We start from the raw sequence: 16,969 nt of genomic DNA, 5'->3' as shown, positions 1-16,969 counted from the left end.
CGTGCAGCTTTCTATCTCCTTGGTTGAGTTCAGACATACAAAGTCGCAAGTGAAAAAGGAAAATCGATGGTTAAGCATGCCCCCCGAGCACGATTGATAGCGTTGGCATTCCTGTCTGCCATTTGTTCTGTTTCGGCGCAAAAGCCGGTGGATTCACTAAGGGACGGATTCCTGAACCCGCCCGATAGCGCACGCCCGCGCGTATGGTGGCACTGGATGAACGGCAACATTAGCAAAGAGGGCATCAAGCTAGACCTAGAATGGATGCGCCGTGCAGGCGTAGCAGGTTTTCAGAACTTTGACGCGGCTCTGGAAACGCCGCAGGTAGTACCAAAGCGCCTCGTCTACATGACGCCTGAGTGGAAGGAAGCTTTTAAATACGCGACCACGTTGGCGGAGCAGTTAGGGCTGGAAGAAGCAATCGCCGGTTCTCCTGGATGGAGCGAGTCAGGTGGTCCATGGGTACCAGCCGCAGAGGGAATGAAGAAATATGTCTGGAGCGAAACAGCAGTCGAAGGCGGCAAACCATTCTCAGGCACGCTAGCGCATCCACCCACGAGTAGCGGAACCTTCCAAACCATGGGCGTCCATGACAATATGCCGGCGCCTGCGGGAGCCGTGCCAGTTCCTCACTTCTATGCCGATTCGGTCGTGGTGGCTTATCGTAGACCCGCTGGCGATGTGCCCTCTGACTCGCTGCACGCAAAGATTACGGCCAGCGCCGGTTCGCCCGATTTTGCAATGCTGTCCGACGGAGATCTGGAAAATAGAACCAAGCTGCCGATTCCGGCTGCAGGACAGAGCTCCTGGATTCAATACGAGTTTCCCCACCCCGAGACAATTCGCTCCTTAACCTTCTCCTTCCGTGACCCAGAGGGGCATGCCGCGGAACTGGCGGGAATCACTTCGCCGGAAAAGACCTTGCAGGCAAGCGACGACGGCCAGAATTTCCGGGTAGTGACAAAGCTTGTGGCCGACTACGCGCCGCAAAACACAATTTCGTTCCCCGCAGTTACAGCTCGATATTTTCGTATCGTATTCACGCGCAGGATGCTGTCTGCGGATGCGGCCAGGAACGCCGATTCCAACTCTCGTGAATTGGAGAAACATACTCCTACGGATTATCTGATTGGGGAATTGGTCCTGCATCCGGGCGCACGAGTCAACCGCTTTGAAGACAAGGCTGCTTTCACCACGGAGTGGAACAACTATGCTCTCGCCACGCAGCCCATTCCTCCGGAGGACGTAATCGCCAAAGGAGACGTCATTGATCTGACATCCAAAATGCGTCCCGACGGAACGCTGGATTGGGTTCCGCCCGCAGGCGATTGGGAAGTGATTCGTTTCGGCTACTCGTTACTTGGAATTACCAACCATCCCGCCCCTGCCGAAGCTACCGGTCTTGAAGTCGATAAGTTAGACAGGCGCTTCGTTAAGAAGTACATGGATACTTACCTCGACAGCTACAAGAACGCCGTCGGCCCGGAACTGATAGGCAAACGCGGACTCCATTACGTAATCAGCGATAGCTGGGAAGCCGGTCCGCAAAACTGGACCGATAACATGCTCACCCAGTTTAAGCGCCTGCGCGGATACGACCCATTGCCATGGATGCCCGTTCTTGCTGGCCGCGTTGTCGAAAGCGCGGAAGCCAGCGACAAATTCCTGTGGGACTTCCGCAAGACGATTGCAGACCTCGTCGCCTCCGAACACTACGGCCAGTTGGAGGCTACATTGCACGAACGGGGCATGGAGCATTACGGCGAGTCACACGAAGGTGGCCGTGCCCTTATCGCAGATGGGATGGAGGTGAAGAAGTTCAACGAAATCCCCATGAGCGCAATGTGGACCCAGACACTGGACGCCAGCAAAGACAAGGAAAGCTATGGCCTCAACGCGGATGATCGGGAATCAGCGTCTGTAGCGCATATTTACGGGCAAAACCTCGCCGCCGCGGAGTCTCTCACTACCTGCGATTCCAAATACGCCTGGGCCTGGTCACCGGCAACTCTCAAGCCCACTGCCGACCAGGAATTGCTCAACGGCATCAATCGTTTCGTCATTCACGATTCCGCTCATCAGCCGTTGGTGGATAAGGCCCCTGGAATGACGCTTGGCCCCTGCGGTCAGTGGTTCAATCGCAATGAGACATGGGCAGAGCAGGCTCGTCCCTGGGTGGACTACCTGTCGCGTAGCAGTTACATGCTGCAACAGGGCCATTTCGGCGCGGACCTAGTCTACTTCTACGGAGAGGATTCCAACCTTACCGCCATCTTCCGGGATAAGTCTCCCGACATTCCCGCAGGCTATGCTTTCGATTACATCAACGCCGACGGGCTGATTCATGAGCTGAAGGCAATCAATGGCCGCATCGAAACGCCCAGCGGAACGAACTATCGCGTGCTCGCCCTCGATCCTTTTAGCCGGCACATGTCTCTGCCCGTTCTGCGCGCCATTCACAAACTCGTGACCGATGGCGCAGTGGTCGCCGGTGCCAAGCCAGTGGACGATCCAAGCCTTGCCGATGACCAGGCGGAATTTGCGAAGCTGAGCGAGCAGTTATTCGGCGATGGCTCGGGTGTGCACAAGGTCGGCAAGGGCACTGTGTATGCCGGGCAAGACCTGAAGGACGTCTTTGCCGCGCTCAATCTCAAACCCGACTTTGACTACTCAAACCCTCAGAACAACAGCCGCTTGCTTTTCGTGCACCGCAAGCTGTCAGATGGCGACCTCTACTTTGTAGACAATCGCGGCGGTCATGAAGTCAGCGTCGATGCCAGCTTCCGTGTCACCGGCAAGGCTCCCGAACTGTGGCGCGCCGAAACAGGCAAGTCAGAGAGCGTGTCCTATAAGATCGCCGATGGCCGCACCACCATTCCCATACACCTGGAGCCCTGGGGAACAACATTTGTAGTCTTCCGTAAAGCCACCAGGGAAACAGCACACACAATTCCCGGGAAGACGGAGTCGCAGTTGGCTACCGTCAACGGGCGTTGGACGTTAAGCTTCCAGCCGGACCGGGGAGCGCCGTCTTCAATTACTCTGGACGAGCTCTCATCCTGGTCTGACAACTCCGATGCAGGTGTAAAGTACTTCTCCGGCACGGGAACCTATACCAATACCATTCAGGCCTCGCAGGATTGGTTTAGCAAGGATTCTAGGATGTGGATCGATCTTGGCGATGTGAAAAACCTGGCCGATGTGCAGGTCAACGGCAAATCACTGGGAGTCGTGTGGCATGCACCGTATCGTGTGGATGCAACAGATGCCCTAAAGCCGGGCGTCAACACAATCACCGTCAAGGTCACCAACGCATGGGTGAATCGCCTGATTGGCGACCAACAACCGGGCGCAACAAAATACACCTTCGCAGACATCACCCCATACCACGCCGATTCTCCGCTGCTCCCATCCGGGCTTCTGGGGCCAGTGTCAATCGTGCAAACGGCGACTAAATAGCCACGGTGCATTTTCATGCGAGGCGAACAGAGCGAACCTGATAGTGCGACCAGGCTGCGCTTCCAGATAGCGTAGCCTGCCCGAACTGAACGCTCCTGGATTGCCGAAAGACTTGGTACCCCTAAGATGTCGTACAACGGAGCTTCCGTTGTACGACATCTTTTAGGGAACAGGACGCAAATATGCGGGCAATGGAAACAAGAGGAAATCTGTAATCAATACAATTATTTACAAGCAAATCACTTGTTTCTATGAGGGAGTATGAGATCTCAAAGGAATAGGGATCTTTAGAGGACGACTTTAGAATTTTCGGGAAGATTGGAGCTCCTGCTCCGGGCCATTGGAACTCAATGGCGACCACCGGGAGCCCCACAAAAGCGGAAGGCGCGCAAAGCGCGCAGTTGCCTGGACGGCAAGTCCTGGTGGGTGGTCAGGGACTCGAACCCTATAAGCTGATTTACATAAGCCCTGTATTTAATTAACGTGTTCCTTCGATTTTGCGATGGCTTCTATGCAGAGTGACCTGCGGCATGAACTGGTGCAGGTCCGGTCGATTCACGAACCACGAGCTCGGTTGGTACTGTGAACTGACGTCCCGGTTTTGTCAGGTCCCTGTCCGCTGTACTCAACGCTTCCAGTAGCATATCGGCGAACTGTTTTCGGGAAATGCGCAGAGTTGTCAATGGCGGGTAAACGACGCCGCTCATTTCAATGTCATCGAAGCCGGCAATCGAAATATCGTCCGGAATTCGCAGTCTATGCTCACGCGCGGCACGCAGCGCGCCGATGGCAGTGAGATCGTTTGCAGTGACAACCGCTGTCGGAATTTGTGTTTGTGAAAGAATCGCATTCATCGCCTCGGAACCACCGCCGATCCGGTAGTTTCCGTCCACAATCCAGCCCTCCGCTGAAGACAGCCCCTGATTCACCAGCGCATGAAGAAAGGACTCCTTGCGGATCCTGGAAGTGACGAGTCCCGGAGATCCTCCGATGAACCCGATCTGACGATGGCCCAGTTGCTTCAGGTGTGCAACAATCTGCGCCATTCCTCCGGCAAAATCCACCGCGACGTCGCTCATGCCGTTTGCTGTGTGGTTGCGGTCCGCCGTAACCACCGGAATCCTGTTTCGGACCAACGATTCCAATGGCGCAGCTTCAAATTCCGAAGCCAGCATTGCTACTCCGTCCACACGCCGCAGCAACATGCGGTGAATCGAGTGCTGCATTCTGGTTGGATGAAAGTCGGTATTAGAAACCAGAAGCTCCCGGCCATTCTCGACCAGCACCTCCTCAAAGATTTTGACCAGTTCAGTGAAGAATGGGTTTGTCAGGTCGGGAATGATGATTCCGTAGATATTGCTGGTGCCGTTTTTGAGGTGAATTGCACTGTTATTTGGAACAAAATGCAGATCGTCGATGATCTTTTGAATACGCCGGGCTGTTTCTTCCGTGACCAGGTTTGATCCATTGAGGACGCGCGAAACGGTTGCACTGGAGACGCCAGCTAACTTAGCAATTTCGTGCACGCTTCGGATCGACACAGCTACCTCTGAAAGAAGAATCCTCTTAATAGTATCGGCAACTTCAACCGGATGCGGTCAAGAAACCTGTTGAGAGCGGTGATCAAGGGGGAGTTCACTTCCTGATCTGTTCCTCATCTTGTGTTATCGCAGGCACCGAAGCCGTTGCGGCGGCTGATTTCAAAAGCTCCCATTCCCGGATATTTCTGAAATGTCAGAGGTGTCAAAATCTCTCCAGACGGACGCGCACGACCTCTGGAGCCTGGTGGAAGCATAAACCGCGATCCGTTTCATCGCCGTTCCAAAGCCGGAGCGGCTTCCACACGCCGTTTTCATAGGTGCCCTGTTCTGCCGAGACAATCTCGCTGTGGATCCAGGGCAGCTTCCCCGGCAAATGAAAGCTTATGCTCACATCGATGCCGGTGATCAGAAACTCGTCTGGACCAAGCTGCGCGATCAAGGCCGCTCCGTGAGCGTCCTTGGTGCCGGGAGCCCTTCGTCCATCGGGCTGAGGGAACCCGAAGGCAACATCGGCTTGCCAGTCTCCAAAATCCAGTTGCTGTTGGGCGTGTCCGAACTCCTCCACGCTGGTCTTCAGCTTGCCGTCATACTCCAACTGCGCTATTTCGCGACTCATGGGCTCAATGAGCGCGAAGTTATTCGCATGCGCCTTCCATGGCTCATCGCCAAGGATGTTCCATCCCGTCTGGTCCACGCCGAACGGCGAAAAACCAATCGCGTCCTCTCCGAGCGCATAAAAGAAGAGCTTTGCAAAACCGTCGCTACGGCTGATTTCTGGAATCCACAACGGATTGTCAGGCCGGTGATAGGCACGAATCAGACTCTGAACGAAGTTGGAATCGTCACTGTAGATATCCGGCCCAATCATGTCAATGGAAGGCGCAAGTGCCCGCCACAACCCGACGAATTTCTGAACGGCTCCTCCGCTTGGATATTGAATTCCCGGAACAGGCACCTGCCGCTGTGGCAGCTCTGCAACTGGATAGCTCACCCAGACGTTGATGTAGAGGGGAATGGCAAATTCCTTCTTGCCCGCTGCTGCAATTTCATTGATGTATTTTGCCTGGTAATAGAGCTGGAAGACTTCATCTGCATCCGAGCCGAAGACCTGGCTCCAGGTTCCGGGCTGCTTGTGCGCCGCGGAGAGAAGGTCGGCGGGAACAGGGCCTGCGAATGCGCGGTTTGCTTCTTCAGAAAAGTCGCGTACGCTGCCGATGTTTCCTGACTCATTTTCTACCTGCACCATCAGAACGGTGTGTTGTTCGCCGTCGATTTCCTTGAGGTGGCGCATCAGCACGGTGAACGCTGCCTTGTCGGCATCGAGCGTGTTGCGCGAGAGCGGCGACAGGACATCGATTGGTTCGCCATCCTGCCGGATGGTTCGCGGGAAGCGCCTGGTGTCGCTCTTTACCCACGTGGGCGCGTAATGCATGTTGCCATTCTTCCAGGTGCCGAACCATAGAAAGATTACATGTAGTTTGTGCGCGCGTGCGCCGGCAACGATCTGATCGATATTGCTGAAGTCGAAATGGCCCGGCTGGCTCTCGAACTGCTCCCAGTAGACGGGAGCCGCCACGGTGTTGGCATGCAGTGCGGCAATCGATTGCCAGACCTGCGGCAGCTCGCTCGGCCAGGCGCTTGAATTGTGAACCTGGCCCGCGAGAATCAGAAACGGATGGCCGTCCACTAGGAAAGCGTAGCGGCCATTTTGTTCCACAAGCTTTGGAGCCTCTGCGGCAAAAATCCGTGGAAGAACAGTCAAAACAAGAAGGGCAACAGCAAGACTGCGCAGACTCATACAATCAGCTCCTGCCAAGAATGTAATCGTGTACATTAACTTGCGCAAGCCTTATTAAAAACTGTTGAATGGCCATATTGTCCGATTGAAAAATGCAGATGTTTTCTACGTAAGTATATAAAAATAAACAAATTAATGTAATTTACAAGATGGTATTTTCGGCATAACCAGACAAAAAATCTTTTCTGCTTGACAGTCGCTGATGTACAGGATTACAAATCTCTGGGTTCTAAATGTAAGCGATTACATTTAATCCAGAGTGTCGCATGGGGTGGGTTCGTTCCACCAGTTGCGGGTCCTGATTTACGGAGCCTGATGTATGGAGATTGCCGGTGCCGGCGGAAAACTTCGATGGATACCCAAACAACGGCGGCGCTTGCAGGGTGGTTGATGAAAGCTGAACCGATAGCAAACAGGTAATACGGCTGATTCGGGCAAGGAGTTGATTCTCTCAGATGGATTGAATGCCCGAGTATGGCTTGAGTACTTTTGCCGCAGACGAGAACGATCAGTCGCAACACCAGTTGAAAAAGAGGGGAGATTATGAGGCCAAATGCAAAACAGCTTTTATTCCTGGGTTTAATGTGCATCTTGTTTTCGACCGCTGCACTAGCTCAGGTGACTACCGCAACATTGAATGGTGTTGTGAGTGATTCGTCAGGAGCAGCGATTCCTGGAGCACAGGTGCAAGTCCAGAATGTGGGCACCAATTACAAGGAAACAGTCGAATCAAACGATTCGGGGCTGTATTCCGTATCGCAATTGCTTCCGGGACAATACAAGGTAACGGTCGTGAAAGCAGGATTCCGCAAGAGTGTGCAGACCGGCCTGACGCTGACAGTAGGCCAGGTTGGGACTCTGAACATCACCCTCCAAGTGGGAGATGCGATGGAGACCGTAACAGTAACGGCGAATGCCGAGCTGATCAATGTCACGACGGCTGACTTGAGCTCCGTAGTCAATCAGGCGTCTGTTGAAGAATTGCCACTGAACGGACGCGATCCATCCAGCCTGGTGCTGCTGACGACAGGCACCACGAATGTGCTGAATACCAGCGGCGGATGGCTGCAAACGTCCAACTCCTTTCCAAACGAGACCGGCGCTTCATCCGGAGGCGGCCGGCAAGGCAGCACCTACTATCTGCTGGACGGCGCCTCGAACATGGACCCCTATCAGCTATTGGCTGCGCCATTCCCCAATGCGGACGCAACCCAGGAGTTCCGGGTCATCAGCACAAATTTCGATGCGCAGTATGGCTTTTCTCCGAACGCCGTGGTCAGCATTCAGACCAGGTCAGGCAGCAACGCCCTGCATGGCGGAGTTTTCGAGTTTCTCCGCAACAACGATCTGAACGCGGCCAACTTCTTTTCTCACGCAGTAGACCCATTGAAGAGAAATCAGTTCGGCGGCTATGTCGGCGGGCCTATTCTCAAAAACAAGCTTTTCTTCTTCGCGAACTACCAGGCAACGCGCGCGTCCTCTGCGGCGTCGGCCAATAACACCTATACCCCCACGCAGGCTATGTTGAATGGAGACTTCAGCGCTGTTCCCACTGCGCTGGGCGCGCCCTTTGCCACCGTAGACGGAAAACCTAATCAGGTTGATCCGTCGCTCTTCAGCAAAGCAGCTTATACCATTGCGACCACAGCCCTTCCTCTCGGGCAGGACCCGGCGACCGGGCAAGTGAACTACCTCGGACCATCGATCAAGACACACTACGACGAAGGAACGGCGCGACTCGACTACAACATCAACGACAAACAGCGTTTGTTCCTGCGCAGCTTCATCCAGTACTACCAGCAGATTGGCGGCTCGATCAAAGGCAACCTGATGGCTATTCAGGATGACCAGCCCGGCGAGTATTACAACGAAGTGTTAAATCACAACTGGGCGATCAACAACACAACCGTCAACAACATTTCCGTCTACTACAGCCAGATGAGCATCAGCGACTCCGCGGAGTCGCTGGACGTAAACGGGGACCCGGTTTGCTGGTCCCGCTACATCAACGTCCAGGAAATTCCCGGCCACTGCTACCTGGAAGGCATCGGAGTGAGCAACGGGTTCAGCTCGCAGTGGGATGAGCCGGTGGCCGAGCGCCGCTATACATGGGGCCTCTCGGACCAGTTCACCAAAACAGTCGGGAAGCATACCATTTCGGCCGGCGTCGATGTGCACAAGCAGTTTGCGCAGGAGAACACCGACTACCCCACAACTCCGATCATCAGCTTTAACGGCCAGTACACCGGATTCGGATTGGCCGATTACCTTCTCGGCTATGTCAGCACCTACGAGCAGGGCGCGGGAGAGATCGCCAGCGTAAAGGGCTGGCAGCTTGGCCTCTATGGGCAGGACCAATACCACGTCAAGCCGAATCTTACGCTGACCTTGGGTCTGCGCTGGGATCCGAACCTGCCTCCAGCCTCGACCGGAGGCCGCGGCGCGGCTTTTCATCCCGGACAGCAAAGCACGCTCTATCCGAACGCGCCTCTGGGCGTAGTCTTCCCCGGTGACAAGGGCGTCGATTCGGCCCTCATGCCCACATCGTATGGATATTGGGAGCCGCGTATTGGGTTTAGTTGGCAACCCCGCTTCCTTTCCCACACCGCCATTCGCGGAGGCTTTGGCCTGTTCACCGGTCCACTGCAGTATGCGTCCTATAACCACATGGCGGACCTTGCACCATTCAGCCCCACATTCATCGTCAATGGAAATACGCCCAACGTCATCAACGGAGTTGCAACCAACGCAGTAAATCTGCAGGACCCGTGGGCATCTACCCCGAGCGGAGTAAGCCCGTTTCCACCCTTTGCATCGCTCGGCTATAAACCGCCGACAAATACGCAATTTCAGACTCCCATGGACCTTCTGGCAACATTCTCGAACGATTTCCGGCTAGGCATGACGCAAAGCTGGAGCTTGTCGGTCGAGCAGCAGTTCGTGGACAATCTTGCCCTGCATATTGCCTATATCGGAAGCGAGTCCTACCATCAGGCCATCATTGTCGACCGGAATCCAGGCGTGAACAATGTGCGTGTGGAGTACGGCCCTGTGGGAGTAGGTCAGCTTCTAACCGACATCAGCGCGGCAACATCGCAATATCATTCGCTGCAAGTTGGTTTCGACAAACGCATGTCGCACGGCTTCCAGATTCAATCCAACTTCACCTGGTCCAAGGTACTTGACCTTGCGTCCAACGCCGATATTTCACTCGGCGGCACCTATCCGGGCGTAACCAATCCGTTCGACCTCCGCTACAACCGCGGCATCTCGGACCTGAATGTGCCGCTTATCTCCACCACCAACTTCATTTACACCTCGCCGTCTCTCGAAGGTTGGAACCCTATCCTCAGGCACATACTGGGAACCTGGGAGATAAGCTCCATCTACACTCTTCAGTCGGGTCAGCCATTCGGCATCTCTGGCGGAGAGGGCAGCAACAACTCTGGTGCATTGCAATACCATGATCGCGCAGACTTCGTGACAGGCCAATCGCCGAATGTGCACCAGGGCGGCCGGTCCAACTGGCTGAATCACTATGTGAACAGGGCTGCCTTCCAGCCGAATGCTCCCGGCACGTTTGGCAATACCGGACGCAACATGTACATCAGTCCGCACATCAACTCTGCCGACTCCGCCCTCATCAAGAACTGGAAGTTTCATGAAAGGTATGGACTCCAGTTCCGCTGGGAAATGTTCAACACGTTCAATCACACCAGCTTCAGCACACCCAATACGGATGCCACTCCCAGTAACGGCAGCTTTGGGCAGATCACATCCATCGGTCCCATCGCGCCGCGCGTAATGCAGGGAGGGTTGAAGTTGAGTTTCTAAAAACTGGCTATGTGAAGTTAAATCCCATGCGGCCTGTCCATTGAGATGGATGGGCCGCACCGTACATGGCGTTGACTCTATGCCGGTCGTTGTTGTGGTGAGCAACTCAAGCCCCGGCTCACAGCAAAAAATACAGTGGAGAGAGGAACCAACATTTTGGACAGGCGCAAGTTTATCAAGACGACTGGTACGACAATATTGGCTGGTGTTGTCCTGCCTGGCGCTTCAGGATTTGCAGAGGAGCGGATTGCGCCGGGCAGGTCCATATTGCCCATGAATCGCGGTTGGCGCTATCGCCCCGCGAAAGTCGATGGTGCTGAGTCTCCACAATTCAACGATTCAGACTTCGAGCGCGTTGTTATCCCCCACGCCAACATCCAGCTGCCCTGGCATGACTTCGACGACAAAGAATACGAGTTTGTCTCCACTTATAGGCGGCGCTTCCGAGTGCCCAAGAGTGCACAGGGAAAGCGCGTATTTGTGGACTTTGAAGGAGCCATGACCGCGTCTACGGTCTGGATTAACGGCGTTCCTTTAGGAGAGTACAAAGGTGGATTCACACCATTTTCCTTTGAGCTCACGCCGCATCTTCGCTACGAAGCGGAGAATGTGCTCGTTGTGCAACTGGACTCGACGGAACGTTCGGATATACCTCCGTTCGGCTACGAAATCGATTACATGACATTTGGCGGGATCTATCGCGAGGTCGCGCTGCGCATTGTTCCTGTCACTTACATCGATAACATCTTCGCCCATGCCAAGGATGTGCTGAGCGGCGACCCGTCTCTGGATGTCGATGTATTTGTAGCAGGAAAAACCGCCGGCCACGGAGCGCTCGCGCTGGAGGTGGAGCTTCGCGACGGCGATAAGGTTGTAAGCAAAGCAACACATCAGATTGCGCAGCAGGCAGCCAAGCCGGGAGATTCATCCGCTCAGATCGATCCCGAAACGAGCGCGCCTGTTTATGCCAGCGTGGAAACCGCAAACGATCCGGCGCGCCAGGTAGTTTCGCTCACGCATCTCGCTGGTATTCAACTCTGGAGCCTCGAACATCCCCATCTCTACACGGTTCATGTACGGCTGCTTCTCTCCGGCCGTGTGATTGATGAAGACACCCGTCGCATTGGCTTCCGCGAAGCTGTCTTCACCGATCACGGCTTCTCACTCAACGGAAATATCATCAAGCTGCGCGGATTGGATCGGCATCAGACCTTCCCGTTTGCCGGACAGGCAATGCCTGCGCGCGCACAGCGCCAGGACGCCAAAATCCTCCGTCATAAGCTCCATTGCAATATTGTGCGCACATCGCATTACCCGCAATCGCGCCACTTTCTTGATTGCTGCGATGAGATCGGACTACTCGTGCTGGAAGAGATTCCCGGCTGGCAGCATATTGGTGACGAGGCATGGAAGCTGATAGCTATCGACAATGTCGGTCGAATGATCCGGCGCGACTGGAATCACCCATCGATTATTTTGTGGGGAGTGCGTATTAACGAATCAAAAGACGACCATGGCTTCTATATGCGAACCAATGCCTTGGCGCACGCATTAGACGGCACCCGGCCTACAGGTGGAATTCGAAATTTTCAGGAATCTGAATTTCTTGAGGACGTCTTTACTGTGAATGATTTTGGATTTCCTTTGAAGAAGCCGAATCATCCACGTTATTTGAATACGGAATTTGTGGGCCACACATTTCCCACCAAGACAACCGATGATAACGAGCGCCAACGCGAGCACACGCTGCGCCATGCCCGAATTCACAACCAATTGGCATCGGACCCGCAATATGCCGGTGGCATTGGCTGGTGCGCCTTCGATTACAACACGCATGCCAATTTCGGATCGGGCGACCGCATCTGCTATCACGGTGTGACCGACATCTTTCGGGAACCAAAGCCTGCGGCGGGATTCTACAAATCGCAGTGCGATCCCGACGAGGAGATCGTGCTTGAGCCAGCCTTTCATTGGGCGCGCGGCGACGAGTCTGTCGGATTTACCAAGGCCGTGATCTGTTCGAACTGCGACCATCTCAAAATCTTCACGCGTGCTGACAGCGTTGAGGGGAATCCATGGTTACTCCTGGCAGAACTTGATCCGGATCGCGTCGAGTTTGAGCACCTGAAATATCCGCCGTTCCTTCTCGATGTGAGCAAATACCGTGATGGGTGGGGCGATCTGCGCATCGACGGCTATCTGAACGGAAAGACGGTCATTTCAAAGTCACTATCGGGCCGAGGAGTCGATAGCAAGTTCCTGTTGCTGCCCGATGATCTTGAGCTTGCCGCAGATGGGGCAGATGTGACGCGAATTGTCCTGCGTGTTACGGATGAATTTGGCGCCGTGCGCACCTACGCGGATGATCCCATAACCTTCGCCCTGGAAGGTCCTGCAAAACTGATTGGGGATAATCCGTTCGCACTTGTGGGCGGCACTGGAGCAGTCTGGATTCGGGCTGGTGAACAAGCAGGTAAAGTACGGCTTACCGCGAAGCACCCGCGTTTGGGAGAGCAGAGCATAACCCTTACGTTGACGCCGACCGCTGAGGAAGCTGTTTAGGCTCTGCAGGCATTTTTGGTGCAGCGGTTGAAGGAGACTTTGTCGAGTTCTTAAGGCATTTTCGGAAATAATGTGAATTTTTAAGATCCGCTGAGTGGATTTTGCTTAAGAAAAATCCACTCAGCGATGGAGGCTTCGGTCTACCCCCTTTCCGAAAATGCTTTAGGAGCGAAGAGTGAAAATGCAATGCTTTGGTTCGATGCGGGGTGGAGAGACGAAGAGTGGGCTGCCTTTCTTCGAACTGTGAGGCGCGGTTGATGAACACACCTACCCACGTTTCGGACAGAGCGTGATGTCAAGCACGATAAAAGATGTCGGCAGGTTAGCAGGCGTCTCAATCGCAACGGTGTCGCGTGTTGTGAACGGCGCGGGCGGCGTTTCCGACGAAAACAGAACAAAAGTTTTAAATGCTATTTCAAAATTGCAGTATCGCTCCAACACGCACGCCGCAGAATTGGGACGAGCAAAAGGCGGTGGCTCTCTTCAGAGTCGTGCACACATGGGCGCTTCTGCCGCCAAGGGAGTAAAGCCGCATTCTTTTCCAGAATCCGTTCCCCCAAAAGCACACCGGCATAGAGGAGGATCGCGTTTTCTAGAGGATGAACACACACGAATGAGCCACGTGGTTGCCAATCTGAGCGAGGATTTGGAGAAATTGAGTAAGGACCTGAAGAAGTTGAGTGAAGATCTGGAGAATTTGAGAGACGTTATCGGGTAGTTTCAACAACCTCCAGCCGCATCGCCATCCTGGCAAAGCCCATCGTGAGCGATTCACAGACGTTCATACTGGGCCATTTGCGCGATTGTCTTGATAGAATCCGCGACGCAGGCTCTCTCCATGGGAAGGCAGCCAGATGATTGGCAAATTGAGCGGTAAATTCGCAGGCGTGGGCAACAGCCGGTTTATAAAGCGACGATTGGCCGCCTCGGCGTGGTTGTATGCGCTTCTGTCCCTCGCAATCGCGCAGGCCGTGTGCGCCGAAGACGATTTAGCTTCTCAATTAAAAAGGGCGACTGAATACCACGATCAGTCTGATTATGCGCATTCGATTCCGATTTTGCGGAAGATCGTACAAGAGTCTCCCCGCAACTATCAGGCCAACCTTTTGCTGGGCGAGGACCTGTTTCACAGCGGTGCGGCTCAGGATGCGATTGCTCCGCTCGAAATGGCGTGCCGCTTGCAGCCCCATGATGCGGTCGCGGAGTTGTATCTTGCCGACGCAGCCGCCTCATCCAATAACTTCCCGGTGGCAGCGGAGGCATTACAAGCAGGGATTGCGCGATCAGGGGGATCGGAGCGTTTTCTGGAAGCATGGGCCAGCTACTGCCTGGAACGCTACAGGCTTCTGGGCTTGACGCTGCGAACGACAAAGCGCGGCAAGGCTGTGGCTGGGCGCGTCGAGGCTGCGAGCCATGCTGAGGGCAGCGCAGTCAGGGAGTCACTGTTGGAGCAATCTGCCGCTGTCGATCCAGAGCAGCCTGGAATCTGGGGCGAGCTGGGAATTGCCCAACTGGAGCTTCGCAAGCACGCGGAAGCGTTGGAGAGCCTGAAGACAGCACAGCGCCATATGCAACAGGACGGCGCCGCGCAGGACCACGTTTCGCCCGATACCGACACGTTGCAGCTTGAAGCACTTCTAGCAGCCGTGGACCGGAACTGGCCGAAAGCCGAACAGCGATTGCGAACGCTCGCGGCGCGATCCCCGACGGAACTCCGAAATGCTCTTCTGTTGTGGCGGCACGTGCTCTCACCTGCGTCCACTAGAGGAGCCACTCAGCCAAGTGAAGCCCTTCAGAATTGTCTGCGTGCCGTCGAAACCTGCCCGCTCGCTTCCACTCCCTCAGCAGAAGGAAAAGGTTTTACGGCGAAGGATCTGTATGCGGAAGGCAGATGGGAAAAGTTGATCGCACTGCCGCGTCCAGGATTGGACGACGACACCGCCTGGCTCTGGCAGGGCGTGGCTTTTGCCAGGACCGGCGATTGCGCCCGCGCGATTCCGTCCTTGGAACGTGGATTGAAGATCGACGAGTTTGCCGCCGGGTTTTGGCTCGAAGTTTGTTATTCCAATGAAGCCGAACATGCCGCATCCCGGTTGAAGGCCGGAAAGGATGAGGCCGCTTTCCATCAGTTGCGCGGTGATGTGTTGTTACGCATGCAAGGAGACGCGGCCGCAGCTCGCGTGCAGTATGAAGAAGCGTTGAAGTCGCGGCCCGAAGATCCGTCGCTTCTGGATAGACTGGCCGAAGCATATATGCGGCTTGGCGACGCCGAAAATGCCCGACGCGCCGCGCAAAAGGCTCTGGCGATTGATCCTCATCGAGTTGAAGCACTGCGCACGCTGGCATCGCTGTCCATGAGCGGCCGCGATTACGATCAGGCGCTCCGATGGCTGCGGCAGCTCATTGCAGATGCACCATCTGACGCGGCGGCTCGTGTGCAGTTGGGCAGCGCACTGGCACACACCGGCAATGCCGCTGAGGCGCTCAGTTATCTGGCTCCGGCGCTCGATGCGGGCTATCCCGACGAACGCGGCGCGCTGCACGCGATAGAGGCCCGTGTGCTACGCGAGCTGGGCCGCAACACGGAGGCGGAGAAAGCGGCAGCCGAAGCACAGCGCCTGGCGTCAGCTTCCCAGTTCCGCAGCCAGGCCCACGACACAGACCCCACATACGGAAAGCCCGATGAGCACTAAAGAATCCCGGCGGCAAAGGTGAGATATGCAAGAACGCAGATTAGGCAGTGGGCCGCTCACGGTTTCTGAATTGAGCTTTGGCACATGGTTGACGGTGGCCGGTGGAATCGAACACCACCAGGCGATCCGGTGTATCCATGCCGCATTGGACCACGGGATCACGCTCTTTGATACCGCTAACCAATATGGCGCAGGCAGCGCCGAACGGGTTCTGGGCGAAGCGCTCAAAGCCTTTCCACGAGACCGTTACCTCATCGCCACGAAACTCTTTTTCCCCGTAGGAGATGAGCCCGATCGCGGTCTTTCCGCTGTGCAGATCGAGAAACAGTTAAACAATTCGCTTAAACGGCTGGGCGTCGATACCGTTGATCTTTATCAGTGCCATCGCTACGATTCGGACACGCCTCTCGAAGAGACATTACACGCACTGGATAAAGCAGTGCGTTCGGGCAAGGTGCGGGCTATCGGCTTCAGCGAGTGGACCGCCGAGCAGATTGATCGAGCCGCGGAGATTGCCGTAGGGGGCGGATTCACGGCATTCACATCCAGCCAGCCACAGTATTCCATGCTGTGGCGCAAGCCTGAGGCAACTGTCTTCCCGGCATGTATACGCCACGGAATTGGTACCCTTGCGTTTTCTCCGCTCGCACACGGCGTGCTTAGCGGAAAGTACACTCCGGGCCAACCGCCGCCACCCGATAGTCGTGCAACCAGCGAACAGATGAATCTGTTTATGGAAACTGCAGGCCGCCATTACAGGTCCGATTATTTGCTGGAAGCTGTGGCGCAACTGAAGCCGATTGCCGCAGATCTGAAGCTCACCATGGCGCAGATGGCGCTAGCCTGGGTGCTGCGTCGCCCCGAGGTAACATCGGCAATCATTGGCGCCTCCCGCCCGGAGCAGATCGCGGACAATGTTCGCGCTATCGGCGTATCGCTGCCTTCCGAGGCGCTCATGCACATGGATGCAGCGCTCAACAGCGTGATGGTGGAGGCATAGCGAGTTGCATCCTCGGCCGCCTAATGGTTTAGCGCTGCTGATGTCATTCCCAGGCGGATGCGATAATCGCTTCGATATCCGG

General features: G+C 55.2%; 8 protein-coding genes. 6 read left to right on the top strand and 2 right to left on the bottom strand.

All coding sequences use genetic code 11. The features are described from left to right. The first annotated feature begins 66 nt into the window (after positions 1-66). On the top strand, positions 67-3,459 hold the full coding sequence (locus AC5S3R_RS14120) for a glycosyl hydrolase (protein ID WP_494267723.1): 3,393 nt from the start codon (positions 67-69) through the stop codon (positions 3,457-3,459). Between the two features lie 509 nt (positions 3,460-3,968). On the opposite strand, the gene AC5S3R_RS14115 is transcribed toward AC5S3R_RS14120, so the two are convergent. Both AC5S3R_RS14115 and AC5S3R_RS14110 read right to left on the bottom strand, forming a co-directional pair. Continuing rightward, entirely contained in the window at positions 3,969-5,000 is a 1,032-nt protein-coding gene (locus tag AC5S3R_RS14115) for a LacI family DNA-binding transcriptional regulator (protein WP_494267722.1), read from the bottom strand. A gap of 202 nt (positions 5,001-5,202) precedes the next feature. After that, positions 5,203-6,798 carry a GH35 family beta-galactosidase gene (locus AC5S3R_RS14110; protein WP_494267721.1) on the bottom strand — a complete coding sequence of 532 codons (1,596 nt, stop codon included), beginning with the start codon at positions 6,796-6,798 and terminating at the stop codon, positions 5,203-5,205. 618 nt (positions 6,799-7,416) lie between these two features. On the opposite strand from AC5S3R_RS14110, the gene AC5S3R_RS14105 reads away from it, so the two are divergent. From AC5S3R_RS14105 to AC5S3R_RS14085, 5 genes are all read left to right on the top strand, one after another. Continuing rightward, positions 7,417-10,632: a TonB-dependent receptor gene (locus AC5S3R_RS14105; protein WP_494267719.1), complete on the top strand. Its 3,216-nt coding sequence runs from the start codon at positions 7,417-7,419 to the stop codon at positions 10,630-10,632. 156 nt (positions 10,633-10,788) lie between these two features. Beyond that, positions 10,789-13,194, top strand: a complete 2,406-nt coding sequence (locus tag AC5S3R_RS14100) for a glycoside hydrolase family 2 protein (RefSeq protein WP_494267718.1) — start codon at positions 10,789-10,791, stop codon at positions 13,192-13,194. A 292-nt stretch (positions 13,195-13,486) separates the two neighbouring features. Continuing rightward, complete coding sequence (locus AC5S3R_RS14095; RefSeq protein WP_494267717.1) at positions 13,487-13,912, top strand: LacI family DNA-binding transcriptional regulator; 426 nt, start codon at positions 13,487-13,489, stop codon at positions 13,910-13,912. Between the two features lie 136 nt (positions 13,913-14,048). Continuing rightward, a complete protein-coding gene (locus AC5S3R_RS14090; RefSeq protein WP_494267716.1) occupies positions 14,049-15,887 on the top strand; it encodes a tetratricopeptide repeat protein in 1,839 nt (612 codons plus the stop codon). A 25-nt stretch (positions 15,888-15,912) separates the two neighbouring features. Further along, the gene (locus tag AC5S3R_RS14085) at positions 15,913-16,887 is read left to right on the top strand and encodes an aldo/keto reductase family protein (protein ID WP_494267715.1); all 975 of its coding nucleotides are present in this window, start codon (positions 15,913-15,915) and stop codon (positions 16,885-16,887) included. The last annotated feature ends 82 nt before the right edge of the window (positions 16,888-16,969 follow it).

It is taken from the genome of Occallatibacter sp. FHG110214_02 (assembly GCF_059115385.1).
This window is presented reverse-complemented; position numbering and strand designations above follow the sequence as displayed.

Bases quoted from the DNA above. Each gene is read 5' to 3' on its own strand.
- AC5S3R_RS14120 (WP_494267723.1), top strand. From the start codon at position 67: ATGGTTAAGCATGCCCCCCGAGCACGATTGATAGCGTTGGCATTCCTG.
- AC5S3R_RS14085 (WP_494267715.1), top strand. From the start codon at position 15,913: ATGCAAGAACGCAGATTAGGCAGTGGGCCGCTCACGGTTTCTGAATTG.
- AC5S3R_RS14110 (WP_494267721.1), bottom strand. From the start codon at position 6,798: ATGAGTCTGCGCAGTCTTGCTGTTGCCCTTCTTGTTTTGACTGTTCTT.
- AC5S3R_RS14090 (WP_494267716.1), top strand. From the start codon at position 14,049: ATGATTGGCAAATTGAGCGGTAAATTCGCAGGCGTGGGCAACAGCCGG.
- AC5S3R_RS14095 (WP_494267717.1), top strand. From the start codon at position 13,487: ATGTCAAGCACGATAAAAGATGTCGGCAGGTTAGCAGGCGTCTCAATC.